At 58.0% G+C, this 25,527-nt stretch carries 26 protein-coding genes; 17 read left to right on the top strand and 9 right to left on the bottom strand.

Annotation, left to right across the window (positions count from 1 at the left end; all coding sequences use genetic code 11):
* Positions 1-64: 64 nt before the first annotated feature.
* The 13 genes from ACF8YQ_RS10795 (at position 65) to ACF8YQ_RS10735 (ending at position 12,404) form a co-directional block, all read left to right on the top strand.
* A complete protein-coding gene (locus ACF8YQ_RS10795) occupies positions 65-1,693 on the top strand; it encodes a CTP synthase (RefSeq protein WP_222448262.1) in 1,629 nt (542 codons plus the stop codon).
* Positions 1,694-1,695: 2 nt separating this feature from the next.
* Positions 1,696-2,541, top strand: a complete 846-nt coding sequence (gene kdsA / locus ACF8YQ_RS10790; RefSeq protein WP_396621368.1) for a 3-deoxy-8-phosphooctulonate synthase — start codon at positions 1,696-1,698, stop codon at positions 2,539-2,541.
* A 218-nt stretch (positions 2,542-2,759) separates the two neighbouring features.
* Positions 2,760-4,055, top strand: a complete 1,296-nt coding sequence (gene eno / locus ACF8YQ_RS10785; protein ID WP_396621367.1) for a phosphopyruvate hydratase — start codon at positions 2,760-2,762, stop codon at positions 4,053-4,055.
* A gap of 199 nt (positions 4,056-4,254) precedes the next feature.
* Positions 4,255-4,527, top strand: a complete 273-nt coding sequence (locus ACF8YQ_RS10780; protein ID WP_011784438.1) for a septum formation initiator family protein — start codon at positions 4,255-4,257, stop codon at positions 4,525-4,527.
* 151 nt (positions 4,528-4,678) lie between these two features.
* Positions 4,679-5,380, top strand: coding sequence for a 2-C-methyl-D-erythritol 4-phosphate cytidylyltransferase (gene ispD, locus ACF8YQ_RS10775; protein WP_011784439.1), 702 nt, complete (start codon positions 4,679-4,681; stop codon positions 5,378-5,380).
* Between the two features lie 34 nt (positions 5,381-5,414).
* Positions 5,415-5,894, top strand: coding sequence for a 2-C-methyl-D-erythritol 2,4-cyclodiphosphate synthase (gene ispF, locus ACF8YQ_RS10770; protein WP_011784440.1), 480 nt, complete (start codon positions 5,415-5,417; stop codon positions 5,892-5,894).
* On the top strand, positions 5,891-6,946 hold the full coding sequence (truD, locus tag ACF8YQ_RS10765) for a tRNA pseudouridine(13) synthase TruD (RefSeq protein WP_396621366.1): 1,056 nt from the start codon (positions 5,891-5,893) through the stop codon (positions 6,944-6,946). The genes ispF and truD overlap by 4 nt, the downstream gene beginning before the upstream one ends.
* 20 nt (positions 6,947-6,966) lie before the next feature.
* The gene (gene surE / locus ACF8YQ_RS10760; protein ID WP_396621365.1) at positions 6,967-7,737 is read left to right on the top strand and encodes a 5'/3'-nucleotidase SurE; all 771 of its coding nucleotides are present in this window, start codon (positions 6,967-6,969) and stop codon (positions 7,735-7,737) included.
* A complete protein-coding gene (locus ACF8YQ_RS10755; protein WP_014421914.1) occupies positions 7,734-8,390 on the top strand; it encodes a protein-L-isoaspartate(D-aspartate) O-methyltransferase in 657 nt (218 codons plus the stop codon). Before surE ends, ACF8YQ_RS10755 begins: the two co-directional genes overlap by 4 nt.
* Entirely contained in the window at positions 8,390-9,379 is a 990-nt protein-coding gene (locus tag ACF8YQ_RS10750) for a DUF368 domain-containing protein (RefSeq protein ID WP_014421913.1), read from the top strand. Before ACF8YQ_RS10755 ends, ACF8YQ_RS10750 begins: the two co-directional genes overlap by 1 nt.
* Before the next feature lie 275 nt (positions 9,380-9,654).
* On the top strand, positions 9,655-10,440 hold the full coding sequence (locus ACF8YQ_RS10745) for a peptidoglycan DD-metalloendopeptidase family protein (protein ID WP_396621364.1): 786 nt from the start codon (positions 9,655-9,657) through the stop codon (positions 10,438-10,440).
* A gap of 194 nt (positions 10,441-10,634) precedes the next feature.
* Positions 10,635-11,633 carry an RNA polymerase sigma factor RpoS gene (rpoS, locus tag ACF8YQ_RS10740; RefSeq protein ID WP_011784446.1) on the top strand — a complete coding sequence of 333 codons (999 nt, stop codon included), beginning with the start codon at positions 10,635-10,637 and terminating at the stop codon, positions 11,631-11,633.
* Between the two features lie 195 nt (positions 11,634-11,828).
* Entirely contained in the window at positions 11,829-12,404 is a 576-nt protein-coding gene (locus ACF8YQ_RS10735; protein ID WP_011784447.1) for a chalcone isomerase family protein, read from the top strand.
* A 71-nt stretch (positions 12,405-12,475) separates the two neighbouring features.
* Here ACF8YQ_RS10735 and nth read toward each other — a convergent pair whose 3' ends face one another.
* The 8 genes from nth to metG are packed head-to-tail and all read right to left on the bottom strand — an operon-like array spanning position 12,476 to position 20,687.
* Positions 12,476-13,114, bottom strand: coding sequence for an endonuclease III (gene nth / locus ACF8YQ_RS10730; protein ID WP_011784448.1), 639 nt, complete (start codon positions 13,112-13,114; stop codon positions 12,476-12,478).
* Positions 13,115-13,130: 16 nt separating this feature from the next.
* On the bottom strand, positions 13,131-13,847 hold the full coding sequence (locus ACF8YQ_RS10725) for an electron transport complex subunit E (RefSeq protein WP_023007890.1): 717 nt from the start codon (positions 13,845-13,847) through the stop codon (positions 13,131-13,133).
* A gap of 2 nt (positions 13,848-13,849) precedes the next feature.
* Positions 13,850-14,551, bottom strand: coding sequence for an electron transport complex subunit RsxG (gene rsxG / locus ACF8YQ_RS10720; protein ID WP_396621363.1), 702 nt, complete (start codon positions 14,549-14,551; stop codon positions 13,850-13,852).
* A 2-nt stretch (positions 14,552-14,553) separates the two neighbouring features.
* Positions 14,554-15,606, bottom strand: coding sequence for an electron transport complex subunit RsxD (gene rsxD, locus ACF8YQ_RS10715; RefSeq protein ID WP_041654815.1), 1,053 nt, complete (start codon positions 15,604-15,606; stop codon positions 14,554-14,556).
* Positions 15,607-15,626: 20 nt separating this feature from the next.
* A complete protein-coding gene (gene rsxC, locus ACF8YQ_RS10710; protein WP_396621362.1) occupies positions 15,627-17,456 on the bottom strand; it encodes an electron transport complex subunit RsxC in 1,830 nt (609 codons plus the stop codon).
* The gene (gene rsxB / locus ACF8YQ_RS10705) at positions 17,456-18,034 is read right to left on the bottom strand and encodes an electron transport complex subunit RsxB (RefSeq protein WP_022991704.1); all 579 of its coding nucleotides are present in this window, start codon (positions 18,032-18,034) and stop codon (positions 17,456-17,458) included. Before rsxB ends, rsxC begins: the two co-directional genes overlap by 1 nt.
* A 13-nt stretch (positions 18,035-18,047) precedes the next feature.
* Positions 18,048-18,629, bottom strand: coding sequence for an electron transport complex subunit RsxA (gene rsxA / locus ACF8YQ_RS10700; protein WP_014421904.1), 582 nt, complete (start codon positions 18,627-18,629; stop codon positions 18,048-18,050).
* Between the two features lie 21 nt (positions 18,630-18,650).
* Entirely contained in the window at positions 18,651-20,687 is a 2,037-nt protein-coding gene (metG, locus tag ACF8YQ_RS10695) for a methionine--tRNA ligase (RefSeq protein WP_014421903.1), read from the bottom strand.
* A 180-nt stretch (positions 20,688-20,867) separates the two neighbouring features.
* Between metG and apbC the strand changes: the two genes are divergently transcribed.
* From apbC to ACF8YQ_RS10675, 4 genes are all read left to right on the top strand, one after another.
* Complete coding sequence (apbC, locus tag ACF8YQ_RS10690) at positions 20,868-21,968, top strand: iron-sulfur cluster carrier protein ApbC (protein WP_396621361.1); 1,101 nt, start codon at positions 20,868-20,870, stop codon at positions 21,966-21,968.
* A gap of 262 nt (positions 21,969-22,230) precedes the next feature.
* Entirely contained in the window at positions 22,231-22,797 is a 567-nt protein-coding gene (dcd, locus tag ACF8YQ_RS10685; protein ID WP_011784457.1) for a dCTP deaminase, read from the top strand.
* Positions 22,794-23,393 (top strand): YjaG family protein, encoded by a 600-nt coding sequence (locus ACF8YQ_RS10680; protein WP_022991707.1) that lies wholly within the window; start codon positions 22,794-22,796, stop codon positions 23,391-23,393. The genes dcd and ACF8YQ_RS10680 overlap by 4 nt, the downstream gene beginning before the upstream one ends.
* A 63-nt stretch (positions 23,394-23,456) precedes the next feature.
* Complete coding sequence (locus ACF8YQ_RS10675; protein ID WP_396621360.1) at positions 23,457-24,734, top strand: valine--pyruvate transaminase; 1,278 nt, start codon at positions 23,457-23,459, stop codon at positions 24,732-24,734.
* Here the strand turns inward: ACF8YQ_RS10675 and ACF8YQ_RS10670 are convergent.
* Positions 24,731-25,471: a DUF3108 domain-containing protein gene (locus ACF8YQ_RS10670; protein ID WP_396621359.1), complete on the bottom strand. Its 741-nt coding sequence runs from the start codon at positions 25,469-25,471 to the stop codon at positions 24,731-24,733. The two genes, ACF8YQ_RS10675 and ACF8YQ_RS10670, sit on opposite strands and share 4 nt — an antisense overlap.
* Positions 25,472-25,527 lie beyond the last annotated feature (56 nt).

Here is a 25,527-nt window from a genome sequence, read left to right as displayed (position 1 = left end):
TGGCGTCCCATCTTGAGATGAATAATCTCCCTCCTTCACAGAACCAGATAATCACGGAATCTGCATGACGCGTTATATTTTCGTCACCGGCGGTGTCGTGTCCTCATTGGGGAAAGGTATTGCGTCTGCCTCACTGGCAGCCATCCTTGAGGCACGCGGCCTGAAGGTCACCATTCTCAAGCTGGACCCGTACATCAACGTGGACCCCGGCACCATGAGCCCGTTCCAGCACGGTGAGGTTTTCGTCACCGAAGATGGCGCGGAAACCGACCTCGACCTTGGCCACTACGAGCGTTTCATTCGCACTCCAATGACCAAACGCAATAACTTCACCACCGGCCGGGTGTACGAAGAGGTTATTCGCAAGGAGCGTCGGGGCGATTATCTGGGTGGTACCGTTCAGGTCATTCCGCACATCACCGATGAAATCAAACGCCGTGTGGTGGAAGGCGCAGCCGGTGCCGATGTGGCATTGATTGAAGTTGGTGGCACGGTGGGTGACATCGAGTCCTTGCCCTTCCTGGAAGCCTGCCGTCAGCTGAAGGTGGAAGTAGGCTCCCAGCGTGCACTGTTCATGCATCTGACGCTGGTGCCGTACATTGCTACCGCCGGCGAGATCAAAACCAAGCCGACCCAGCATTCCGTGAAAGAAATGCGCTCCATCGGCCTGCAGCCGGATATCCTGCTGTGCCGCTCTGAACACGAAGTGGATGCCAGCTCCCGTCGCAAGATTGCCCTGTTCACCAACGTGGAAGAGCGTGCGGTCATTCCGATGCAGGATGCCAGGTCCATCTACGCCATTCCGCGCATGCTGCACGAATACGGGCTGGACCAGCTGGTGATCGAACGCTTCGGTCTCGATGCCCGTGAAGCAGACCTGAGCGAATGGGACGCGGTTGTGGATTCACTGATGAATCCGCAGGATGAAGTCACCATCGCCATGGTCGGCAAGTACATGGAGCTGCTGGACGCCTACAAGTCCCTGATCGAATCCCTGCTGCACGCCGGTATCAAGACCCGCACCAAGGTCAACATCAACTACATCGACTCCGAAGACATCGAACGCGACGGCACCTCCGTGCTGGAATCCGCCGATGCCATTCTGGTGCCCGGTGGCTTTGGTGAGCGTGGCGTGGAAGGCAAGATCCGCACCGTACAGTACGCCCGTGAAAACAAGGTGCCGTATCTGGGCATCTGCCTGGGTATGCAGGTGGCGGTTATCGAATACGCCCGCAACGTGGCCGGCCTGAAAGACGCCCACAGCACGGAATTCCGTGAACACACACCGGAGCCGGTTGTCGGCCTGATCACCGAATGGCTCGACGCCACCGGCGAGAAAGAAGAACGCACCGAAGAGTCCGATCTGGGCGGCACCATGCGCCTGGGAGCCCAGGATTGTGTGCTCAGTGAAGGCTCCACCATCGTTGGCTGCTACGGCAAGAAGACCATCCGTGAGCGCCACCGTCACCGTTACGAAGTCAACAACCACTTCCTGCCCAGACTGGAAGAAGCCGGCCTGCAAATCTCCGGCCGCTCTGCCGATGGCAAGCTGGTTGAAGTGGTGGAAGCGCCAGACCACCCCTGGTTTGTTGCCTGCCAGTTCCACCCGGAATTTACCTCAACACCCCGCGACGGCCATCCGCTGTTCAAGGGCTTTGTTGAAGCCGCGCTGGCGAACAAGAAAGGATCCTGATTATGGCGCGCAGCAACCTGAACGTCTCGGGCATCGGGATCGCCAACAATAGGCCGTTTGTGCTGTTCGGCGGCATGAACGTGCTTGAGTCCAGGGAACTGGCGTTTGAAGTGGCGGAAAAGTATGTGGATGTATGCACTCGCCTGGGCATCCCGTACGTATTCAAGGCGTCCTTCGACAAAGCCAACCGCTCGTCCGTCAACTCCTTCCGCGGCCCCGGCCTCGACAAGGGGTTGCAGATCCTGGCTGATATCAAGAGCAAGTATGGCGTACCGATCATCTCGGACGTGCACGAGCCTGGTCAGGCTGCTCCGGCGGCGGAAGTCTGCGACATCATCCAGTTGCCCGCCTTCCTGAGCCGGCAGACTGACCTGGTGGTGGCCATGGCCAAAACTGGCGCCGTCATCAACATCAAGAAAGCCCAGTTCCTGGCACCTCAGGAAATGAAGCACATCATCACCAAGTGCGAAGAAGCCGGCAACGACCAGATCATCCTCTGCGAACGCGGCACGAGCTTCGGCTACAACAACCTGGTGGTGGACATGCTCGGCTTTGGCATCATGAAACAGATGAATGTGCCGGTGTTCTTCGACGTCACCCACGCACTGCAGATGCCGGGCGGTCGGGCCGACTCCGCCGGCGGGCGTCGTGCCCAGGTCACCGACCTGGCCCTGGCGGGAATGTCCCAAGGCCTGGCGGGCCTGTTCCTTGAGGCTCACCCTGACCCGGACAAAGCCAGATGCGATGGCCCCTGCGCCTTGCGCCTGAGCCAGCTGGAACCGTTCCTTGAGCGTGTGAAAGCTGTCGACGATCTGGTAAAAAGTTTTAAACCTATCGACACCGCCTGATTGGCGGTGTTGGTGTTTAAGAGACTGCATGCTGAATAGTTTGGGAGCGAGCGACTGGAACGACTTTGCGAAAATTTTGAGGGCCATGGATGGCCCGAAATAAGCGCACATGGATGTGCTTGTAGCGGTTTTCGCAAAGTCGTTCCAGTTGATCGCTCTAGCACCAGCTTGATAGACAACTTAGTGTTTAGATACTGAAAATCTGGAGAAATTTTCGAATGACCAAGATTGCCAACATCAAAGCCCGTGAGGTTCTGGATTCCCGTGGTAACCCCACCGTGGAAGCAGACGTCATCCTGGAAGACGGCACCCTGGGCCGCGCTTGCGCACCGTCCGGCGCCTCTACCGGTTCCCGCGAAGCTCTGGAACTGCGCGATGGTGACGCCTCCCGTTACCTCGGTAAAGGTGTTCGCAAAGCCGTTGAAGCCATCAACGGTCAGATTCGTGACGCCCTGCTGGGTAAAGATGCCGCAGACCAGCGCAGTCTGGACCAGGTCATGATCGACCTGGACGGCACCGAAAACAAAGCCAACCTGGGCGCCAACGCCATCCTGGCCGTATCCCTGGCTGCTGCCAAAGCCGCAGCTGTCTCCCTGGGCAAGCCTCTGTATGAGCACATCGCCGATGTAAACGGCACCTCCGGCAAATTCTCCATGCCGGTGCCGATGATGAACATCCTCAACGGTGGTGAGCACGCCGACAACAACGTCGACATCCAGGAATTCATGGTCCAGCCGGTCTCCGTGAACAGCTTCGGTGAAGCCCTGCGCGTTGGTGCCGAAATCTTCCATAGCCTCAAGAAAGTGCTGAAGGCCCAGGGCCTGAATACAGCCGTAGGCGACGAAGGCGGTTTTGCCCCCAACCTGCCGTCCAACGAAGCAGCCCTGGCGGCGATCAAGGAAGCCGTCGAGAAAGCCGGTTATGAACTGGGCAAAGACGTCACTCTGGCGCTGGATTGTGCCTCTTCAGAATTCTACAAAGATGGTCAATACCAGCTGTCTGGTGAAGGCAAGAGCTTCGATTCCGAAGGCTTTGCCGATTACCTGTCCGGCCTGTGCGACCGTTACCCGATTGTGTCCATCGAGGATGGTATGGACGAGAGCGACTGGGACGGCTGGAAAGTGCTGACCGACAAACTGGGCAGCAAGGTTCAACTGGTCGGGGATGACCTTTTTGTCACCAATACCAAGATTCTGAAGCAGGGTATCGAGAAGGGCATTGGTAATTCCATTCTGATCAAGTTCAATCAGATCGGTAGCCTGACCGAGACGCTGGATGCCATCAAGATGGCTCAGGATGCTGGCTACACGGCGGTCATTTCTCACCGCTCCGGTGAAACCGAAGATACCACCATTGCGGATCTGGCCGTAGCTACCTGTGCTGGCCAGATCAAAACTGGTTCTCTGTGTCGTTCCGACCGGGTTGCCAAGTACAACCAGCTGCTGCGTATTGAAGAGGCGCTGGAAGGCAAGGCACCATACCGTGGCCTGAGCGAAATCAAAGGTCAGGGTTGAGGATTAGCGACGTTTTCTGACCTGCCGGTCCATTCCGGCAGGTAACAAAATGTTAAGGCCATCGCGTTCTGAATGAAAATTCAGACACGATGGCCTTTTTGTACAGTGACTTACAGAAAATTGTTGCTAATCTACTATAAGGTCTATACTTGACCCTCGACTCGTTTATTTTGTTGTTCATTTTCTGTACGGATTCGGCATGAAATCGCTTTGGGCCATTCTGGTAGTGCTGATACTCCTGCTGCAGGTTCGCCTGTGGATCGGGGAGGGCAGTTTTGCGCAGGTGTGGGCCCTGGAGCAGTCGATTGCCGAGCAGCGGGAAGAGAATGCCGAGTTGGCGGCCCGGAATGACCGGCTTTATGCGGAGGTGCGGAATCTTCGCAATGAGCAGGGCGCCGTTGAGGAGCGGGCCCGGATGAATCTTGGCCTGATTCGTGAGGATGAGACGTTCTTTCTCGTTGTTGAAAATTGATTTCAGACCCGGGTGGTGCGAGCGCCGGGGAGTGTCTCTCCGGGAACCGCTACAAGCACATCCATGTGCGCTTCTCTCAGGCCATCCCTGGCCTTCGAAATTCCCGGAGAGACACTCCCCGACGCTCACCTGACCTTTGAAGTGCCGTCCCATGAAAAATGCAGATCTTTGGCTTATTGTCCCCGCCGCCGGTATCGGCCAGCGCATGAACGCCGAATGCCCCAAGCAATACCTCAAAATCAATAACCGTTTCATCCTGGATATCACCCTGTCCCGTTTGTTGGACAACGCCCCGTTTAAAGGTTGTATGGTGCCGCTGAATCCGAAGGACCACTGGTGGCCGGAGAGTGAGTCGGCGAGGGATGATCGGGTGCAGACCTGTACTGGGGGCAAAGAACGGGCGGATTCGGTGTTGTCGGCTCTGGTAGCCCTGGAGGGGCAGGCGGCGGATAATGACTGGGTGCTGGTACATGATGCGGCGCGGCCCTGTGTTCATTCTGAAGATCTGTCCCGTCTGATTGAGACGTTGTCTGAGCATCCGGTGGGTGGTTTGCTGGCTGCGCCGGTGGCGGACACGTTGAAGCTTGCCGAGGCCGGATCATTGCCGGTGGTGAGTGAGACCATTGACCGGAGCCGGTTGTGGCGGGCGTTGACGCCGCAGATGTTCCGGTTCGGAGCGTTAAAACAGGCGTTGTCATTGTGTCTGGAACGTGGCCAGGCGATTACGGATGAGTCCTCTGCCATGGAGTTTTCCGGTAACATGCCGGTTCTGGTGGAAGGGCGCCCGGATAATCTGAAAATTACGGTCCCCTCGGATCTGGCGTTGGCGGAGTTTATCCTCGGGCGTCAGTGATTCCCTGCATTCTGTTCTGTTTTCGGAGATGATCATGCGCATTGGTCAGGGCTTTGATGTCCATGCCTTCTGTGAGGGCGATTCTGTCATTCTTGGGGGTGTGACAATTCCCCATAGCCACGGTCTCATGGCGCACTCGGACGGGGATGTTCTGTTGCATGCGCTTGCGGATGCGCTGTTGGGTGCGGTGGCGCTGGGTGATATTGGCCATTTCTTTCCGGATTCCAGCGAGGAGTGGGCCGGCGCAGACAGCCGGGACTTGTTGCGGCGGGTGATGCAGCGGGTGCTGGATGAGGGTTACGCGGTTACCAATATTGATACCACAATCATTGCCCAGGCGCCGAAAATGGCGCCCCACATAGAGGCGATGCGGATGAACATTGCCGAGGATCTGGGCGTGCCTGCTAATCGGGTGAGCGTGAAAGCCACCACCACAGAAAAGCTGGGTTTTACCGGGCGAGGGGAAGGTATTGCCTGTCAGGCGGTGTGTCTGCTTGAGGCGGTTTCCCAGTGAGTGAGGATTCTCAGTGGCTGTTGGACTGGCCGGTGTCTGGCGGAGCCCGGGTTGGTCGTGCTGAACTGAAAACGTCGCCAGAGGATTTCCGGGTTACGGAGTTGCTCTGGCCGGAGCGGGAGGACGATGTCGCGGCGCCAGGTCCGGTTGAGGTATCCGGCGACGGTGAGCACCTTTGCCTGCGGCTGGAGAAAACCGGTGACAATACCGAGTACGTTGCCCGGGAGCTGGCGGCACTGGCGGGCTGTCGTTCTTTCGATGTTGGTTTCTGTGGCCTGAAAGACCGGCATGCGGTGACGGTTCAGTGGTTCAGTCTTTATCGGCCTGGCCAGGAAGCGGACGATCAGGCGTTGATGGCAGAGGTTGGCCAGCGTTGGCCGGTTCGGGCCGCGGTTCTCCATTCCCGCAAACTGAGGCGGGGCGATCATCAAGCCAATGGTTTTGAGATTGTGCTGCGCAATGTGACGGGCCAGCGCGAGCTTGTGGAAGCCGGGCTTGCGCGGTTGGCGAGCCAGGGCGCCCCCAATTATTTTGGCCCCCAGCGGTTCGGTTTTCAGGGAGCGAATCTCGACCGTGCTTTACAGATTGATCCCTCACGGCTCAATCGCAAGCGCGGACGCGCTGGCAGAAGCGCGTCGAAAAACGTATTGTACTTTTCGGCGGCACGTTCCTGGCTGTTCAATCAGGTACTTGCGGAGCGGGTCAGCAATCGAACCTGGACCGAGGTGTTACCGGGAGAGCCGGAACCCTCAGGTGCCGGGCCAACCGGACCACTGTGGGGCGATGGCGGTACGCTGGCCTCGGGCGAGCAGGAAGCCCTTGAGCGTGGCGTGGTGGATGCCTGCCCGGAGTTGACCAGGTTGTTCCAGTCCACCCGCATGAAACCGGAGCGTCGCCCCCTGGTAGCCCGCCCGGGAGAGTTCAAATGGCAGTGGCTGGATACCACCACCCTGCGAATTCAGTTTGTGTTGTCGCCCGGGCAATATGCCACAACGGTATTGGGTGACCTTTTCGAGCTTGAGGACCTGAGCCTCAGCCGTGATAACAAGTAGTATGGCTAGCGGAGATAATTGTGCGAATTCTGTTGTCCAACGACGATGGCGTTCATTCGCCGGGTCTGGTGGCGCTGTATGAGGGTCTGAAGGGCCTCGGGGAGCTGGAAGTTGTTGCCCCGGACCGGGATCACAGCGGTGCCAGTAATGCCCTGACACTGAACCGACCTCTTACGGTAGAGCAGCACCCCAATGGTTTCCGGTCTGTCGACGGAACGCCGACAGATTGCGTACACCTGGCCGTTAACGGTTTGTTCGACACGGCGTTTGATCGGGTGGTGTCGGGCATCAATACCCACGCCAATCTTGGTGATGACATCATCTACTCGGGCACAGTGGCTGCTGCTACCGAAGGGCGCCATCTGGGGCTGCCTGCCATTGCTGTATCGCTGGTCAACAATGGCTATTTCCATTACGACACGGCTGCCCGGGTAGTGCGGCTGTTGCTGGAGTACAAGCAGGCCCTGAAACTGGGCCCCCGTTCCATTCTCAATGTAAATGTGCCGGATCTGCCCTGGGAACAGCTTAGCGGGTTCCGCGTGACCCGTCTGGGGCACCGTGAACGGGCCGAAGGTGCGGTGCCGATGACCTGCCCGAGAGGCAAGCAGCGATACTGGATAGGGGCAGCGGGGCAGGGTGGAGACGCAGGCCCGGGTACGGATTTTCATGCCGTGCGTGAGGGCTATGTGTCCATTACCCCGGTTCACATCGATATGACCCGGCACGAAGCCTTGTCCGGCCTCAGGGAATGGGTTGACGGTCTGGATATGAGTACCGGAGGTCAGCCATGACGGCCCAGCTCGAAGGCATTGGTATGACCTCACGGCGCACGCGCATGCGTCTGGTGCAGCGTCTGCGTGAGGGGGGAATAGAGTCTGACCGGGTGCTTGAGGTGATTGGCCAGGTGCCCCGACATATCTTTCTGGACGAAGCGTTGTCACACCGGGCCTACGAGGATACCTCGCTGCCCATCGGGCATGGCCAGACTCTTTCCCAACCCTACATCGTCGCCCGGATGACTGAGCTGTTGCTGGCCCATGCGCCGCAACGGGTGCTGGAACTGGGGACCGGCTCCGGCTACCAGACGGCCGTGCTTTCGCAACTGTTCCCCGAGATCTACAGTGTTGAGCGTATCCGCCCGCTCCAGGATCGCGCCCGGGACCGGCTGCGCCAGTTAAACGTGCGCAATGTCCTGCTTAAACATGCGGATGGTGGTATGGGCTGGCCAGAACGAGGGCCCTTCGATGGCATCATCGTAACGGCAGCCCCGGTGGAAGTTCCCAGAGAACTGCTGGATCAGCTGGCCGATGGTGGCGTGCTGATAGCCCCAGTGGGGGAAGAGAATCAGGTGTTGGTTGAGATTATCCGCAAAGGCAATCGCTTTGAGCGCCACAACCTTGAACCGGTGCATTTTGTGCCTTTGTTGGGTGGAGTTATCCGTTAATGTCAGAACCGTCGGTGTCGGAAACAGACCAGAACCAGACTGAGTATCATCATCGCCTGCCTGCGATATTTCTGAGGGGCATGGCGATGGGTGCCGCGGATATTGTGCCAGGCGTTTCCGGTGGCACCATTGCCTTCATCACTGGTATCTACTTCCGCTTGCTGGAGGCCATCAGTGCCGCGCCCGTAGCCTTTGTGCGCCAACTGGTGCGGGGTAATGTAGCCGGCTTCTGGCGAGCCATCGACGGAACATTTCTGGTGTGCCTGCTGGCGGGGATTGTCTCGAGTGTTGCCAGTCTGGCCTCTGTTATTACCTGGTTGCTCGAAACCCAGCCGGTTCTGATATGGAGCTTCTTTTTCGGTTTGATCGTGGCCTCGGTCTGGCATGTGGGTCAGCAGATCCAGCGCCCTCGGGCCGGTTTGCTCGTGCCGTTTGTGGCGGGGGCTGTCTTTGCCTGGTGGGTGACGACCTTGCCGGCCAGTGAACTTGCACCCACGGGTATTGCCTTCCTTGGAGCTGGCGCGCTGGCCATCTGCGCCATGATTCTGCCCGGAATCTCTGGCAGCTTCCTGCTGTTGATTATCGGCATGTACGCCCCCGTTCTTGCCGCGATCAAAAATCTTGAACTGATCCATCTGGGGCTGTTTGTGCTGGGTTGCCTGATTGGGTTGTTGTCGGTTGCGCGCCTGATTACGCTGGCCTTTCGGCATTTTCACGACACAGTGTTAGCGCTGCTCACCGGCTTTATGGTGGGCGCCTTGAGTAAGGTTTGGCCCTGGCAGGAAACCCTCAGCTGGCGTACCAACAGTGCCGGGCATCAGGTACCGTTGAGCCAGACCCCGGTGACACCGGAAACCTGGACAACGCTTTACGGGCAGGATCCCCAGATTCTGCTGGCGGTGTTAATGGCGGCGCTCGGGCTGGCGTTGGTATTAGTGATTGAATTGGCCGGCAAAAAGGCAACGCCTGCGGAGAGTGGTTCTGCCTGAGCAAGAGAAAACGTTACCTGGCGCACAAAAAGACTGTTCCCGAGGGTAACAATCCTGTGCACAGGGTAACTTGGAATTGCCCGATAATCGTGCAATATATTAGTAAGTTAGTCCTGAATGATAAGAAACTGGATAAAATCAGGGCGATTCTTAAGACGGATTTTTCATAACCGGGCAGCTTTTAATACGTGACTCTTTTTAACGGGCGCATTCAATTTGAGCATTTCCCCGTTTGGTGGTCTGAAGTCCCGGCTTCTGAGCGCCGGAGCCCTCCATTGTTCCGGGCCATGATGACTGCGCTCCTGGCCGTCGCTGTGCTTGTGCTCTCAGGCTGCAATACCAGTGCAATCTATCAGGACGATCTGTATAACCCTCCGGTTTACTGGGGCTCCCATGTGGTCAAGAAGGGCGAAACCCTGTATCGGATCGCCTGGCAGTACGGCCGGGACTACCGGGAGCTGGGTAATGCCAATGGCATCGGGCCGCCCTGGAATATTCGTCCGGGGCAGGTGCTTCGACTCGATCGCAAGGGCACGATCCCCCAGACCGCGCGGACGACCGCGCCCTCCAGGCCCGCGGCATCACCACCCCCTTCCCGTTCAGGTGCAGGCGCGACGGTGTCGAAACCGGCTGCCAAACCCGCGACCTCCGCTCCGACGGCCAGGTCATCCGGTAGTCAGGTGGTGGCCAATGTGCGGTGGCACTGGCCGCATTCTGGCACTGTAATTGCAAACTTTTCTTCGTCTGGCAAAGTCAATAAAGGCATTGATATCGCCGGCAATCCCGGTGATGCTGTCAAGGCGGCGGCTGATGGAAGCGTGGTGTATGCAGGAAACGGGTTGCTAGGTTATGGCAATCTGATTATCGTGAACCATAACGAACATTATTTGAGCGCCTACGCACACAATAGGAAAATTCTCGTAAAGGAAGGGGAGGGTGTGAAAGCTGGACAGGTAATCGCCGAACTGGGCAATACCGGAACCGACAAACCGAAGTTGCATTTCGAGATACGCAAGAATGGCAACCCGGTGGATCCATCCAGGTATTTGCCAAGGCGCTGAAAAACGCGCACGGGCCCGAGGCCCGGAGGGTATTACCCAACAGCCTGACTGAAACCGCGAAACAGAAGAACAAAAACGGCAACGGTAATTGCCAGCCAACAAGTAAATGTCCTGAAGAAAACCAAAACTGAAACACTCCCGGAATAAAAAGAAGTAGCGGGTGACAACAGGATTATTGAGAGGCGGGGTAAACAATGTCAGTAGAACAGGAAGATATCATCATTGATCGCGTAGCAGATCTGGAAGACGCCGACGATCAACTGTTAGCCGAAGACAAGCCTGAAAAAGCTTCTGCTGAAGACGAAACTGCAGAAGTCGAAGACGGATTTCCCGCACAGGGAAAGTACTACTCCAACCAGAAGCAGCTGGATGCCACTCAGCTGTACCTCAACGAAATTGGTTTTTCTCCCCTGCTTACTCCGGAAGAAGAGGTGTACTTCGCGCGGCTTGCCCGTAAAGGCGAAGAGAGCGGCCGTAAGCGCATGATCGAGAGTAATCTCCGGTTGGTGGTCAAGATTGCGCGCCGCTACGTCAACCGTGGGCTGACACTGCTTGATCTGATTGAGGAAGGCAACCTGGGGCTGATTCGGGCGGTTGAGAAGTTCGATCCCGAGCGTGGATTCCGTTTCTCCACCTACGCTACCTGGTGGATTCGCCAGACCATCGAACGAGCCATCATGAACCAGACCCGCACCATCCGTCTGCCGATTCATGTGGTCAAGGAATTGAACCTGTACCTGCGGGCCGCCCGTGAGCTGACCCAGAAGCTGGACCATGAACCGACCGCGGAAGAAATTGCCCGCATGGTCGACAAGCCGGTTGACGACGTAAAACGCATGCTCGGCCTCAACGAGCGCGTTGCCTCCATGGATACTCCGATCGGGGCCGGGAGTGACAAGTCCCTGATGGATACCGTGGCCGATGAGGGCGCGTCGGATCCTGCGGATCTGCTGCAGGACAACAACATGTGTTCATGCCTGGAGAAGTGGATTGATCAGCTCAGCGACAAACAGCAGGAAGTGCTTTCCCGCCGTTTCGGGCTGAGGGGCTATCCCATCAGTACCCTGGAAGAGGTTGGCCAGGAGATTGGCCTGACCCGGGAAAGGGTGCGGCAGATTCAGGTGGAAGCCTTGCGTCGCCTGCGGGAGATCCTTGAGAAAGAGGGATTGTCCGGAAGTCTGCTGTTCAAATAGACTGGATTGACGAGATCAGTGAAAAAGCCGGCCATGGAAACATGGTCGGCTTTTTTGTTAAATGTGGCGGCAAATGAGAACCAGGTGGCGATCAGCCCGCAAAGTTCGTTGTTAGAATGGGCCACCGGGCAGATCTAGGGAGTCGCCCTGGTGTCGAATGAAACACTCAATAATAACGATCGAAAGGAAAGGACTATGAAGAAGGCTCTTACTGCAGGATTTGCATCCCTTTTGCTAACCGGTGTTCTGTCAGCCCCGGCTTCCGCCCTGACCGTAGGTGACGTCGATGTGCCCGATACCTATTCTGCCATGGGGCAGGAACTCAAGCTCAATGGCGCCGGCACCCGTTCCAAGTGGTTTATGGATCTTTATGTGGGTGGTCTCTATGTACCTGAACAGGTGAGCGATGGCGAAGCGGTTATCAACGCTGATGAGCCCCAGGCCATCACGCTGCACATTACCTCGGGGATGATCACCAGCGAGCGCATGACCGAGGCGACCATGGACGGCTTCAAGGCATCCACCGATGGTGACCTGTCTGCTATCCAGTCGGATGTGGACCAGTTCATGGCGGTATTCCAGGAAGAGATCACCGAAGGTGATGTGTTTGATCTGGTTTACCTGCCCGGCGAAGGCGTTCGCGTACTCAAGAACGGCGAGCAGAAAGATACCGTTGGCGGCCTGGAGTTCAAGAAGGCGCTGTTTGGTATCTGGCTGTCAGACAAGCCCGCCCAGGAAGACCTGAAAGAGAAAATGCTGGGCCAGCGTTGATCGCAACCCAGATCTGAAAAAGCCGGCATTCGCCGGCTTTTTTGTTCCTGTCAGTTCGCTTTCAAGACAGTCTACTGGTAGTCCCGCTTCTGCTTGAATTCGCACAGATCCTCAATAATGCAGGCGCCGCATTTCGGCTTTCGGGCTGTGCAGGTATAACGGCCGTGCAGGATCAGCCAGTGGTGAGCGTCCATCAGGAATTCTTTCGGCACCAGCCTGAGCAAGCGTTTTTCGACTTCCAGGACATTCTTGCCCGGCGCGATACCGGTACGGTTGGAGACCCGGAAAATGTGGGTGTCCACGGCCATGGCTGGCTGCCGGAACGCTGTGTTCAGCACCACATTAGCCGTTTTACGGCCGACGCCGGGCAAGGCTTCCAGGTCTTCCCGCCGGGCCGGGACTTCACTGCCGTGTTTCTCGATCAGAATGCGGCAGGTCTTGATCACATTCTCGGCCTTGCTGTTAAACAGCCCGATGGTCTTGATGTATTCCTTCAGGCCGTCAACGCCCAGGGCAAGAATGGCCTCGGGCGTGTTCGCTACCGGGAACAGCTTGTCGGTGGCCTTGTTCACGCCTACGTCTGTGGCCTGAGCGGAGAGAATGACCGCAATCAGTAGCTCAAATGGCGTGCTGTAATTGAGCTCCGTGGTCGGATTGGGGTTAGCGTCCCGCAACCGGGAGAAAATCTCGGTACGTTTTTCTTTGTTCATGCTGGCCCGATCTGGTTCAGGAAATAGTGCCGGTTACACGCACCCGTTTGCTACCTGTGCTGGCCGGAGCGGGTTCGGCGGCTTTTCTGCGTTCTTTGAGGTGATTGTCGATGCCGTTCTTCAGGGCAATCAACAACCCGAGGCCCACAAAGGCGCCCGGTGGAAGCACCATGAACAGCATGTCGGGGTACTGTTCGAACGGCCGGATGACCCAATCCGCCGCCATGGGGCCGAGGAGCAGGTGCATGTCGGCGAACAATGTGCCCTGGCCGATCAGTTCCCTCATAGCGCCCAGGGTCATCAATACCGCAAGGAAGCCGATCCCCATCATGGCGCCGTCCAGAATGGCGGGTAACGGTGGATTCTTGGAAGCAAAGGCATCGGCACGGCCAAGAATGGCGCAATTGGTAACGATCAGCGGGATGAAGATGCCGAGAATCTGGTACAGCTCATAGGTGAACGCTTGCATCAGCAGTTCGGCGCAGGTTACGAACGAGGCAATGATCATGACGAACGCCGGCAGTCGAACGGATTCGCTGACGAAGTTCCGGATAAGGGAGACCGACAGGTTTGAGCCCATTAACACCAATAGTGTGGCCAGGCCCAGGCCGATGGCGTTGACGACCGTGCTGGTGACGGCAAGCAGCGGACACAACCCGAGAACCTGCACCAGGGCAGGGTTGTTGTGCCAGAGGCCGTCCTTGATGATTTCGCTGGACGTTTTCGTGCTCATGATCAGGAGTGCTCCGCTGGTTGAGTATCGGCGGCAATGGCTTCCGGAGACAGGCGGCGCTTACCGGGCTCCGGGGGCGCGTTCACCCGTTCGCGGATGATCTCACGGTTCTGGCGAAAATAGACCAGGGTTTTCTGTACCGCTTTCACCACCGCTCTCGGAGTGATGGTGGCTCCGGTGAACTGGTCGAAGATGCCACCGTTCTTCTTCACGTTCCAGGCGTTGGGGGCAGGGTTACCGAGAGACTTCCCGTCAAACGCATAGATCCAGTCAGACTTGCGGGTTTCGATACGATCGCCAAGCCCCGGTGTTTCCTTATGGCTTGTGACCCGAACGCCTAATACCCGGCCTTGAAGATCCAGGCCAACCAACAGGCGGATATTACCGGAGTAGCCGTCTGGTGCCACGGTGGGCAGTATCATGCCGATAGGCCGGCCGTCTTTTCTGGCAACCCAGGCCCGCACGGGGCCTTCAACGGGTAGCCGCTCGCTGGCAGGCAGGGTGACCACATCTCTCAGCAGGTCATTATCATGCTGGCTTTCCGGAATAATCTCGAACAGTGCCCTGGCCTCGGCGCGGGCCGCCTGCTCCTGAATCCGGTCTTTGGTCAGCCCCTGAGTCAGGGCAATCGTGCCGCCGGTAATAATGGCAAACAGGCCCAGGCCGATTGCGCTTCGACGGATGGCGGTGGTTACTGCACTCATGGTCAACCTCCACTCCGGCCCGGGACGCCCCGGCGGGCCTTGTGATGGCCGTAGGTGCGGGGTGGTGTGTAATGGTCGATAAAAGGAACCGCGAAGTTCATCAGTAGCACGCTGAACGCGACCGCATCGGGATAGTTGCCCCAACTGCGAATCAGGTACACCAGGACACCGATGCCGGCACCGTATATCAGCTTGCCCTGATGGCTGGTGGCTGCCGAAACCGGGTCGGTGGCAATAAAGAACGCGCCAAGCATGGTACCACCGGCCAGCAGGTGCAGTTGCAAAGGCGCGTACTGGTCGGCGTTGCTGCCAAAGGCCAGGCTCATGGCGGCAATACCGGCCAGGAAGGCAACCGGAATATGCCAGGTTATGATTCTAAGGGCGATCAGCAGGACGCCGCCGGCCAGGAAGGCCAGATTGACCCACTCCCATCCCCGGGCAATCAAGTTGCCAAAGGTGGGGTGGCCGAGCACTTCCACTGACGTGTGACTGGCAATCTTGTGTTTGTATTCGTCCAGCGGTGTTGCCATGGTCCAGCCGTCGACGGCGGTCTGGCCCCCGGTGAAAATCTTCGCGAGGGTCTCACCAAAGCCGGGCGCGCCGCCCCAGAGCGTGGCTGCTTCGGCCCAATTGGTGGTCATGGCGACCGGAAACGAGATCAATGCCAGGGCATAGCCCACCATGGCCGGGTTAAAGGGATTGGAGCCCAGACCACCGTACAGCTGCTTGGCCACTACGATTGCTGAGACCACGGCAATACCGGACACCCACCAGGGCGTGAACTGGGGCAGGGATAGCCCCAGCAGCAGGCCGGTGACCGCTGCGGTGTTGTCACGCAGGAAAAAGGCGACGGGTTTGCCGCGCAGCTTCAGGAAGGCGGCTTCAGAGCCCAGCGCCAGGGCAATGCACCAGATGACATTGATCAGGTTGCCCCAGCCAAAGAACAGAGTCTGGGCCAGCAGGCCGGGCAGAGCGGCCAGAATGACCCAGAGCATGACCTGTGACGTGGGCCGCGCGCGACGAGCGTGGGGTGAGGACTGTTGAACAAGAGCCATGAAGTTCCAGCCTGATTGAATTATTGAGACGACGCGGGTTCTTCCGCCACTTGCTTGCGAGCCTGATCAAGCGCCTGCTGAGCCCGTTGCACCCGATCATGGTTCTTGGCGACCGCACGTTCGAGTTTCTCAACATTATCCGCCTGCTGAGACCGGGCCTCATCGAGCATGCCCTGCATGGTGTTGAGCTTGGCTTCTGCCTGGGTGAGTTGCTTCTCCAGCGCCTCTATGTCGGGCTTGTCATCGGCCACCTCAGTGCTGCTCGGTACCGGTTGCTCTTTGGTTTCGGCGGCTGTTTTGGCCTTCTTGCGTTCCAGGGCCTGCTGTACCAGGGCGGCTTTGGCTGCCCGGTCGTCGCTTGCCTGGCCATCGGCGGCGGCCATTTCTGCTTCCGCCTGCTTTTTGGCCTGAGCTTCGGCAGCAGCCTTGGCCCGCTCCTTGCGCCGTAATTCCTTTTCCTGTTGCTCCCGTTCCAGGCGGGCCTGACGTGCCTCGAAGCGCTCGCGAGCGCGATCCGCTTTCAGCTGTTCCGCGCGCTGGGTGCGAATCTCGCCTTTGGCAAACCGATAGTACTGGACCAACGGAATGGAGCTGGGGCAGACGTAGGAACAGACTCCGCATTCGATGCAGTCGAACAGGTTCAGGTGTTCTGCTTTCTCGAATTCACCCGCCTTGGAATACCAGAACAATTGCTGCGGCAACAGTTCCATGGGGCACGCCTCGGCGCACTGTCCACAACGGATGCACGGCTGCTCTGGCGGCGGAGCCGGCAGTTCTGCCGCGGTTGCCGCGATCACGCAGTTGGTGGTTTTTACCACGGGCACGGAATCGGTGGTCAGGGTATACCCCATCATGGGCCCGCCAAGAATCAGCCGCTCAAGACGTTCCTGCGCCATCCCTGCCGTTTCGAGCAGGTGATGGATCGGCGTGCCGATCAGGACTTCAAAATTGCCGGGTTCCCGCACGGCCTCGCCGGTAACGGTTACCACACGGGATATCAGCGGCTTGCCCTCAAAGACAGCGCGGCCCACGGCGACGGCAGTTCCGATGTTCTGGCACATCACCCCGATATCGGCCGGAATACCGCCACTGGGGACTTCCTGGCCGGTCAGAATCTGTATCAACTGTTTTTCACCGCCAGACGGGTACTTGGTGGGCACCACCGCAATTTCAATCTGAGTGCCCGCCACCGCCTGGCGCATGGCGGCAATGGCCTCGGGCTTGTTGTCTTCAATGCCGACAACGCACCGGGAAGGCCGGAGAATCCACGCCATCACTTTCAGGCCGGCAACCACCTCGGCGGCCTGCTCGCGCATGGTCATGTCATCTGCAGTGATGTAGGGCTCGCATTCCGCGCCGTTGAGAATCAGGGTATCGACCTTGCGATCCCTTGGTGGCCTCAGCTTGATATCGGTAGGAAAACCGGCGCCACCCATGCCGGAAATGCCGGCCTCGCGAATTCGCTGCAGCACCGCTTCCCGGTCAAGTTGTTTGTAATCGTCAATCGGTGACAGGGCGCACCACTGGTCTTCGCCATCCGGTTTCAGTACCACGCACCAGTCCGCCATACCGGACGGGTGGGGAACCGGACGCTGTTCAATGGCTTCGATCACCCCCGAAGTGGGAGCATGCACCGGCACACCCATGCCATTGGTAACGTCTGCGATTTTCTGACCCTTGAGTACCCGATCGTCCACCGCAACCACCAACTCTGCCGGTTCGCCGATGTGTTGTTGCAATGGCAATACCAGGCGATCGGGCATGGCGCCCTTGCGGATCGGGCGGGCCGTGGACTGATGCTTGTTCTCGGGCGGATGAATGCCGCCGGTGAAATCCCACAGCTGAGTCATCAGGCGCTGGCTCCCTGGCGATCGGTGGTGATGATTTGGGGCGCTGGAGGTGTCCAGGTCCAGGTACGGATATCCGGCTCAATGGTGATCATGTCGATGCAGTCCACCGGGCAGGGTTCCACGCACAAGTCACAGCCGGTGCACTCGCTCTCGATAACGGTGTGCATGTGCTTGGCGGCGCCCAGAATGGCGTCTACCGGGCAGGCCTGAATGCATTTGGTGCAGCCGATGCATTCATCCTCGCGAATAACAGCCACCCGCTTGGCCTGCTCGACACCGTGTTCTGCGTCCAGCGGTTGTGGCTCTACATCCAGCAGATCGGCCAGCGCCTTGATGGTGCTTTCACCACCGGGCGGGCATTTGTTGATGGCGTCGCCGTTGGCAATGGATTCGGCATAGGGCCGGCAGCCGGGGAAGCCACACTGGCCGCACTGTGTTTGCGGCAGCAGCGAATCAATCTGGTCTACCAGTGGATTGCCTTCAACTTTGAACCGTTCAGAGGCAAACCCCAGTAGCCCGCCAAAGACCAGGGCAAGCGCCAGCAGGACCACAACGGCAATCAGGAAACTCGTCCACATAACAACCGCTCCGTCAGACCGCGACCAGGCCGGTGAAGCCCAGGAAAGCCAGCGACATGAGCCCTGCGGTAATCATGCCGATAGCCGCGCCCCGGAAGGCCACCGGCACATCGGATACGGCAATGCGCTCGCGCATGGCGGCAAACAGCACCAGCACCAGGGAGAAGCCGACGGCGGCGCCAAAGCCGTAAAGCACAGATTCCACAAAGTTGTTGTTTTTGTTGAGGTTCAGGAGGGCTACACCCAATACCGCGCAGTTGGTGGTGATCAGGGGCAGGAAAATCCCGAGAACCCGATACAGCAGCGGACTGGTCTTGCGTACCACCATTTCGGTGAACTGTACCACCACCGCAATCACAAGGATGAAGGTGATGGTTTTCAGGAAAGCGAGATCCAGCGGGGCCAGCAGGTAGGTGTAGGCCAGATAACTGCACACCGACGACAGGGTCAGCACGAACGTGGTTGCCAGCGACATGCCCATGGCGGTTTCCAGTTTCCCGGAAACGCCCATGAAAGGGCACAGCCCAAGGAACTGCACCAGCACAAAGTTGTTCACCAGAATGGTGCTGACCAGAATCAGTAAATACTCTGTCATCGGAGCGTCTCAGTCTCTGCTTTACATCACCCGCATACCCGGCACAGCGCCGGAATCCGGAGACAGAATGAAAATATCCTTACCACCGGGGCCGGCCGCCAGCACCATGCCTTCGGACATACCGAACTTCATCTTTCTGGGTTTGAGGTTGGCGACCATCACGGTCATACGACCTTCCAGATCTTCCGGTTTGTAGGCGGACTTAATACCAGCAAACACGTTGCGTTCGCCATGCCCCACGTCAAGAGTCAGTCGAAGAAGCTTGTCAGCGCCTTCCACATGTTCTGCTTTGACAATCTTGACGACCCGCAGATCCACCTTGGCAAAATCCGGGAACTCGATTTCCTCGGCGATCGGTTCGAGATCCTTTGCCGCCTCTTTCTTGCTGTCGCCCTGGGCCGCCGGCAGTTCCTCTTTGGAGGCCTCCAGCATTTTTTCGATCTGGTCCATATCCACCCGGTTCATCAGCGGCTTGAACTTGTCGATGCCGTGGTTTTCGAGCAGGGCTGCACGGTTGTTCCAGTCCAGACGTGAATTCAGGAACGACTGGGCTGCATCAGAGGTCTTCGGCAGTACCGGTGCCAGATAGGTCATCAGCAGGCGGAACATGTTGATGGCGTTGGTACAGATAGCCTGCAGCTGGTCATCCTGGCCGTCCTGTTTGGCAATCACCCAGGGCTGCTCATCATTCACGTACTGGTTGGCAATGTCTGCCAGCTCCATAATCCGACGCATGGCGCGGCCGAACTCACGGGCTTCGTAGAACTCTGCAATCTGTTCACCGGCATCAATAAACTCTTTCAGCTTGTCCTGCTCGGTGACCTTGCCCAACTTGCCGTCAAAGCGCTTGGTGATAAAACCGGCGCTGCGGCTGGCAATGTTCACCACCTTGCCCACCAGATCGGAATTCACCCGGGCAGCAAAGTCTTCCAGGTTCAGGTCCATGTCATCCACACCGCCGGTCAGCTTCGCAGCGAAGTAGTAGCGCAGGTACTCCGGGTTCAGGTGGTCCAGGTAGGTCCGGGCCATGATGAAGGTGCCGCGGGACTTGGACATTTTCTTGCCGTTCACCGTCACGAAGCCATGGGCCCAAACCGCGGTTGGCGTGCGGAAGCCCGCATCGTGCAGCATTGACGGCCAGAACAGGGCATGGAAATTGATGATGTCCTTACCGATAAAATGGTACACCTCGGCACTGGAATCCTTCTTCCAGAAATGCTCGAAATCGATGCCCTCGCGGTTGCACAGGTTCTTGAAGCTGGCCAGGTAGCCGATAGGTGCATCCAGCCAAACGTAGAAGTACTTACCTGGTGCATCCGGGATCTCAAACCCGAAATAGGGCGCATCCCGACTGATGTCCCACTCCTGCAGGCCCGCATCCAGCCACTCGGCCAGCTTGTTGGCCACCTGGGGTTGCAGAGCACCGCTGCGGGTCCACTTGCTCAGAAAATCGTGGAACTCCGGCAGTTTGAAGAAGTAATGCTCGGATTCTTTTTCCACAGGGGTGGCGCCAGACACCGCAGAGCGGGGGTTGATCAACTCGGCGGGTGTGTAGGTGGCGCCGCAGGCCTCACAGTTATCACCGTACTGGTCTTCGGTTTTGCACTTGGGGCAAGTGCCTTTGATGAAACGATCCGCCAGAAACATCTCTTTTTCCGGATCAAAGAACTGCGTGATCTTGCGCGTGGCAATGTGATCATTGTCCTTGAGCTGGCGGTAGATGTACTCCGAGAAGTACTGATTCTCCTCCGAGTGCGTGGAGTAATAATTGTCGAAACGGATGTGAAAGCCCGCGAAATCTTCCTGATGCTCCTGACGAATCCGGTCGATCAGCTGCTCCGGGGTAATCCCCTCACGCTCGGCCCGCAGCATAATGGCGGTGCCGTGAGCATCGTCTGCGCAAACGTAGTAGCAGTTGTGGCCGCGCATGTTCTGGAAGCGCACCCAGATATCGGTCTGAATGTATTCCAGCAGATGCCCCAGATGAATGGGCCCGTTGGCGTAGGGCAGGGCGCTGGTAACCAGAATATCGCGCTGTTGCTTGCTCGCTTGCGTCATGGTGATGTCCGAACCTTATGTTGAGTCGGGTTGGAAAGACAAAAACGGGGTTCCGGCGCCAATCGCAATTGATTGTTCCAGGTAAAGACCCCATATGGTCAGAAACGGGCACAGATGATACCTTCCGAGCCATCATTTTTCACCTGCATTCAAGCTTATGAGCTTATTCCGGAGACCCCGATGACCCAGATTTCCCAACAGGCCCTAGAAGCCGCCGTTCGCGAATACCGGGACCCCTACCTGAACAAAGACCTGTACGAACTGGGAGCCGTGAAAAACCTGAGCGCAGACGACAGCGGCAACGTAACCCTGATGGTCGAACTGCCATACCCTTCCAAAGGCATCGCTGGTGGCCTGAAACAGATCGTCGCCAACGCTCTGGAATTTGTCGATGGCGTTGAAGGTGCCGAGGTACACGTAGCCCAGAAAATCCACAGCTACAAAACTAACAAAGACCTGCCGGCCGTCCCCGGTGTGAAAAACATCATCGCAGTCGCCTCCGGCAAAGGCGGCGTGGGCAAATCCACCACCGCCGTCAACCTCGCTCTCGCCCTTCACGCCGAAGGCGCCCGGGTCGGCATCCTTGACGCCGATATCTACGGGCCCAGCATCGGCATGATGCTCGGCGTACCCGAAGGCAAACGCCCGGACGTACGCGAAAACAAATACTTCGTCCCCATGCTGGCCCACGGCCTGCAAGCCAACTCCATGGCCTTCGTCACCACCGACAAAACCCCCATGGTCTGGCGCGGCCCCATGGTCAGCGGTGCGGTGATGCAGTTGCTCCAGCAAACCCTGTGGGATGAACTCGACTACCTCATCATCGACATGCCTCCCGGCACTGGCGACATCCAGCTCACCCTGGCCCAGAAAGTCCCGGTAACCGGCGCCGTCATCGTCACCACCCCCCAGGACATCGCCCTGCTGGACGGCAAGAAAGGCATCGAAATGTTCCGCAAAGTCGACATCCCGGTGCTGGGCGTGGTCGAGAACATGAGCGTGCACATCTGCTCCAGCTGTGGCCATGAAGAACCCCTCTTCGGCCATGGCGGTGGCGAACGCATCGCGGAAGAATACGAAACCACCCTCCTGGGCCAGCTACCCCTGCACATGACCATCCGCGAGCAGACTGACAGCGGCGCTCCGACTGTGGTCGCCGAGCCGGATTCGGAAGTGGCAAGACGCTACCGCGACATCGCCAGAAGGGTGGGGGCGGAGCTGTCCACCCGCGAGCGGAATCTTGGTGGGACGATTTCCAGTGTTTCCGTGACGGAGCATTAACCAAGACCAGACCTGAAGGGACTTCAGCGCCGTAGTTGAATCGCGGCATCAGGGTGCCCTTTCCAAAAATGTCGGAGGCCATGGATGGCCGGAGAGAAGCGCACAGGGATGTGCTCGTAGCGGTTTTTGGAAAGGGCACCCTGATGCCGCAGCCCCCCAACGCGGCCACTTTGGGGATGCTGCCCTATACCTTCGACAGTCACCGCACGACAAGGTAAACTACGCCCCAATTTTCCCACCAGCTGGAAACGAGAATTCACCCATGAGCATCAAATCCGACAAGTGGATCCGCCGGATGTCCGAACAGCACGGCATGATCGAACCCTTCGAAGCCGGACAAGTTCGGGAAAGCGAAAAAGGCCGCGTCATCTCCTACGGCACCTCAAGCTACGGCTACGACGTACGTTGCAGCAACGAATTCAAAATCTTCACCAACGTCCACAGCGCCACCGTAGACCCGAAGAACTTCGACGAAAACAGCTTCGTCAACTACACCGGCGACGTCTGCATCATCCCGCCGAACAGCTTCGCCCTGGCGCGCACTGTTGAATACTTCCGCATCCCCAGAAGCGTGCTCACCATCTGCCTCGGCAAAAGCACCTATGCCCGCTGCGGCATCATCGTGAACGTCACCCCGCTGGAGCCGGAGTGGGAAGGCCAGGTGACCCTGGAGTTCTCCAACACCACCAACCTGCCGGCGAAAATCTACGCCAACGAAGGTGTGGCCCAGATGCTCTTCTTCGAATCCGACGAAATCTGTGAAACCAGCTACAAAGACCGCGGCGGCAAGTACCTTGGCCAGACCGGCGTGACCCTGCCCAGGACATGAACGCCAACCAGTTTCTCAAAGCCGTCTCACAACTGCAGGGCTGGCGCGAATGCGCCTTCCTGCTGGCCCTGGCCGAACGTTCCTTTCCCAACTACGCCCTGTTCGCCGACGCCGTTGGCCTGAAAACCGGCGGCAAGATGCGCCAGTTGCTCGATCTGGCCTGGGACATGCTCCAGAAAGACGTGGCCGATGCCGCGATCCCGCAGCTGCTCAGCAAACTCGAAGCCCTGTGCCCCAATGTCGACGAGTACGATGCCTACGGTGTCTACCCGGCCTTCGATTTCTGCCAGCTGCTTGAGCAGGCGCTGCTGAACCGTCTGAACCCGAACAAGCATCGCGCCACCGAAGCCTCTCAGCTGGCGACCCGCACCGTGATGGATTTTGTTGAAATGTCCGAAGGTGAGGGGCTGGATGAAAACGAACTGGTGCGCGTGTTTGAGCACCATCCACTGCTCAAGGACGACAAACTGTTTCAGCGCGACACCGTCATGGCGCTGAAAAAGCAGCGAACACCCAAAGAAGCCTTCCTGGCTGAATTGCGAGCCGGTGCCGCCAACGACGGTGTCAGTAACCTGGGTATCTCCCTGGAAGGCTGACATAAGGCAACCGAGCTACACTGCCTGTAACCTCCCTCAGTACTTAATTGAACGGAATGAATCATGAAACTCTCAGCTTTCGGTCGTAAATTCACCGCTGATGCCGGCATTACTTCCCTGATGGACGATCTCGGGAATGCCATGGCCTCCGGTGAAGACATGATCATGATGGGCGGTGGTAACCCCGGCCATATTCCGGAGATCCAGCAGAGAGTTCAGAGCATTCTGGCGGAGATGGCATCCAATGAAGCTTACGTGCGTCGGCTGGTGGGTATTTACGATCCCCCTCAGGGGGAAAAACAGTTTATCGCCTCCCTGGCCCAGTTGCTGAATCAGGAATACGGCTGGGGCCTGAAGCCCGAAAACATTGCGCTGACCAACGGCAGTCAGGCTGCCTTCTTCATGCTTTTCAACATGTTTGGTGGCGACTACGGTGATGGCCATCGCAAGCACATCCTGTTGCCGCTGGCGCCTGAATACATTGGCTACGCCGATGCCGGTATTGAGCAAGGGCTGTTCCACGCAGTACAGCCGGACATCTCCTTCACCGATGCCCATGAATTCAAATATCGGGTGGATTTTGACGCCGTGGAGGTGACCGGAGAAACCGGCGCCATCTGTGTTTCCCGGCCCACAAACCCCACGGGAAACGTGATTACCGATGAGGAATTGGCCCGGCTGGAAGATCTGGCCCGGCAAAACGATATTCCGCTGATTGTCGACGGAGCCTATGGAACGCCATTTCCGAGCCTGCTGTTTGTCGACGCGCAGCCGACCTGGAATGAGCAGGTCATCCTGTGCCTGAGCCTGTCAAAGCTGGGCTTGCCGGCGGCGCGAACCGGGATTGTTATTGCCGAAGAGTCCATCATCAAGGCATTGTCGGGTATCAACGCCATCATGAATCTGGCCACCGGAAGCTTTGGTGCGATGCTGGCAGAACCGCTGGTGCGCTCCGGAGAGATTCTGTCCCTGAGCCGGGATGTGGTTTGCCCGTTCTATAAAGCAAAAATGGAGCGGGCGGTATCGGTGTTCCGGGACGCCATGGGCGAGGATAGTTGTCGCTGGTACATCCACAAACCGGAAGGCGCCATGTTCCTGTGGCTCTGGTTCCCGGATTTGCCAGTCTCCAGTCTGGAGCTTTACCAGCGCCTCAAGGCTCGGGGTGTGCTGGTGGTCTCCGGGCACTATTTCTTCCCGGGCTTGCCCGAGGACGGCTGGCGTCATCGCCATGAGTGCCTCAGGGTCACCTATTCGCAGGACGATGCCCGGGTGGCTGAGGGCCTGAGAATCATCGCTGAAGAAGTAAAAGCGGTGTGGGCCGAGCAGGGGCTGGCCGATTAATCGGCCAGTGTTGCGTCTTTGAGTTTCAGCTCGTACTCGCTGCCGTCCGGCTCTACCTGGAGCAGGCGAACCAGCAGGTAATCCCGGGCCGGATCAAACCACATCAGGGTCTGGCGTTTGGAATCTTCGTCCCGGACCTTTTCCGCCTTTAGGGTCTTCATGGTGCGGCCATTGTCGCTCAGGCTATCTTCGTCGATGACAGCAAAGCGGTCGTCGTCGTAATCCCCCTTGTCCAGCACCTGGTAGGTGACATCGCGTTTGCCTGCCTTGAGGTCCTGATGGAGTTGCAGTTGGTAGCCCAAGGGGTCCAGGGTGTTGTCTCGTAACTCCACTTCAAACTTATCGCCACGATAGCTGCCGGTGGCAATGCCTGCCTGCCAGTCAAAATCAATGGACTGTTTGCGATCTTTGATCAGGAAACCGGAGAGGTGATAGCGGTAGCGCAGGGGAATCACCTGGCCATCTTCCCAGCGAAAAATCAGTGATTCGTTGATATCGGCGATGAAGGAGTCGACATCCGTACGGTACAGCCAGACGTTATTGCCCTGGTCTGTCAGTTCCCGAACACCCTCGCCGTTGAGGCTGACGCCTTTGGACATGGAGGCGGTGTAGCGGGCCTCATAGGGTGCCAGAGGGGCATAATCAACATCGCCGGCGGACGCCGGGAGTGCAATCATGCCGACAATGAGGGTTGCCCAAAACTGCAAACGTGCTTTGTGGGGTTTGTCTGTGTGCATTAAAAAGCCTCTTTGACCGTCTACGCTAGCGACAGTGTAGTTGGTTCGGCGAGGCC

This window comes from Marinobacter sp. W-8, from assembly GCF_044342215.1.
Classification (GTDB): Bacteria; Pseudomonadota; Gammaproteobacteria; order Pseudomonadales; family Oleiphilaceae; genus Marinobacter; species Marinobacter nauticus.
Note: the sequence above shows the minus strand (reverse complement) of the source record. Positions and strands in the feature narration are given on the sequence as shown.

What these genes read in the sequence shown, in the direction of transcription:
- rsxA (WP_014421904.1), bottom strand. Translation starts at nt 18,629, where the DNA reads ATGACAGAGTATTTACTGATTCTGGTCAGCACCATTCTGGTGAACAAC.
- ispD (WP_011784439.1), top strand. Translation starts at nt 4,679, where the DNA reads ATGAAAAATGCAGATCTTTGGCTTATTGTCCCCGCCGCCGGTATCGGC.
- rsxB (WP_022991704.1), bottom strand. Translation starts at nt 18,034, where the DNA reads ATGTGGACGAGTTTCCTGATTGCCGTTGTGGTCCTGCTGGCGCTTGCC.
- ACF8YQ_RS10670 (WP_396621359.1), bottom strand. Translation starts at nt 25,471, where the DNA reads ATGCACACAGACAAACCCCACAAAGCACGTTTGCAGTTTTGGGCAACC.
- ACF8YQ_RS10780 (WP_011784438.1), top strand. Translation starts at nt 4,255, where the DNA reads ATGAAATCGCTTTGGGCCATTCTGGTAGTGCTGATACTCCTGCTGCAG.
- dcd (WP_011784457.1), top strand. Translation starts at nt 22,231, where the DNA reads ATGAGCATCAAATCCGACAAGTGGATCCGCCGGATGTCCGAACAGCAC.
- ACF8YQ_RS10725 (WP_023007890.1), bottom strand. Translation starts at nt 13,847, where the DNA reads ATGAGCACGAAAACGTCCAGCGAAATCATCAAGGACGGCCTCTGGCAC.
- rpoS (WP_011784446.1), top strand. Translation starts at nt 10,635, where the DNA reads ATGTCAGTAGAACAGGAAGATATCATCATTGATCGCGTAGCAGATCTG.
- apbC (WP_396621361.1), top strand. Translation starts at nt 20,868, where the DNA reads ATGACCCAGATTTCCCAACAGGCCCTAGAAGCCGCCGTTCGCGAATAC.
- ispF (WP_011784440.1), top strand. Translation starts at nt 5,415, where the DNA reads ATGCGCATTGGTCAGGGCTTTGATGTCCATGCCTTCTGTGAGGGCGAT.
- rsxG (WP_396621363.1), bottom strand. Translation starts at nt 14,551, where the DNA reads ATGAGTGCAGTAACCACCGCCATCCGTCGAAGCGCAATCGGCCTGGGC.
- eno (WP_396621367.1), top strand. Translation starts at nt 2,760, where the DNA reads ATGACCAAGATTGCCAACATCAAAGCCCGTGAGGTTCTGGATTCCCGT.
- nth (WP_011784448.1), bottom strand. Translation starts at nt 13,114, where the DNA reads ATGAACAAAGAAAAACGTACCGAGATTTTCTCCCGGTTGCGGGACGCT.
- metG (WP_014421903.1), bottom strand. Translation starts at nt 20,687, where the DNA reads ATGACGCAAGCGAGCAAGCAACAGCGCGATATTCTGGTTACCAGCGCC.
- kdsA (WP_396621368.1), top strand. Translation starts at nt 1,696, where the DNA reads ATGGCGCGCAGCAACCTGAACGTCTCGGGCATCGGGATCGCCAACAAT.
- rsxD (WP_041654815.1), bottom strand. Translation starts at nt 15,606, where the DNA reads ATGGCTCTTGTTCAACAGTCCTCACCCCACGCTCGTCGCGCGCGGCCC.
- ACF8YQ_RS10795 (WP_222448262.1), top strand. Translation starts at nt 65, where the DNA reads ATGACGCGTTATATTTTCGTCACCGGCGGTGTCGTGTCCTCATTGGGG.
- ACF8YQ_RS10735 (WP_011784447.1), top strand. Translation starts at nt 11,829, where the DNA reads ATGAAGAAGGCTCTTACTGCAGGATTTGCATCCCTTTTGCTAACCGGT.
- ACF8YQ_RS10750 (WP_014421913.1), top strand. Translation starts at nt 8,390, where the DNA reads ATGTCAGAACCGTCGGTGTCGGAAACAGACCAGAACCAGACTGAGTAT.
- ACF8YQ_RS10675 (WP_396621360.1), top strand. Translation starts at nt 23,457, where the DNA reads ATGAAACTCTCAGCTTTCGGTCGTAAATTCACCGCTGATGCCGGCATT.
- rsxC (WP_396621362.1), bottom strand. Translation starts at nt 17,456, where the DNA reads ATGACTCAGCTGTGGGATTTCACCGGCGGCATTCATCCGCCCGAGAAC.
- ACF8YQ_RS10755 (WP_014421914.1), top strand. Translation starts at nt 7,734, where the DNA reads ATGACGGCCCAGCTCGAAGGCATTGGTATGACCTCACGGCGCACGCGC.
- ACF8YQ_RS10680 (WP_022991707.1), top strand. Translation starts at nt 22,794, where the DNA reads ATGAACGCCAACCAGTTTCTCAAAGCCGTCTCACAACTGCAGGGCTGG.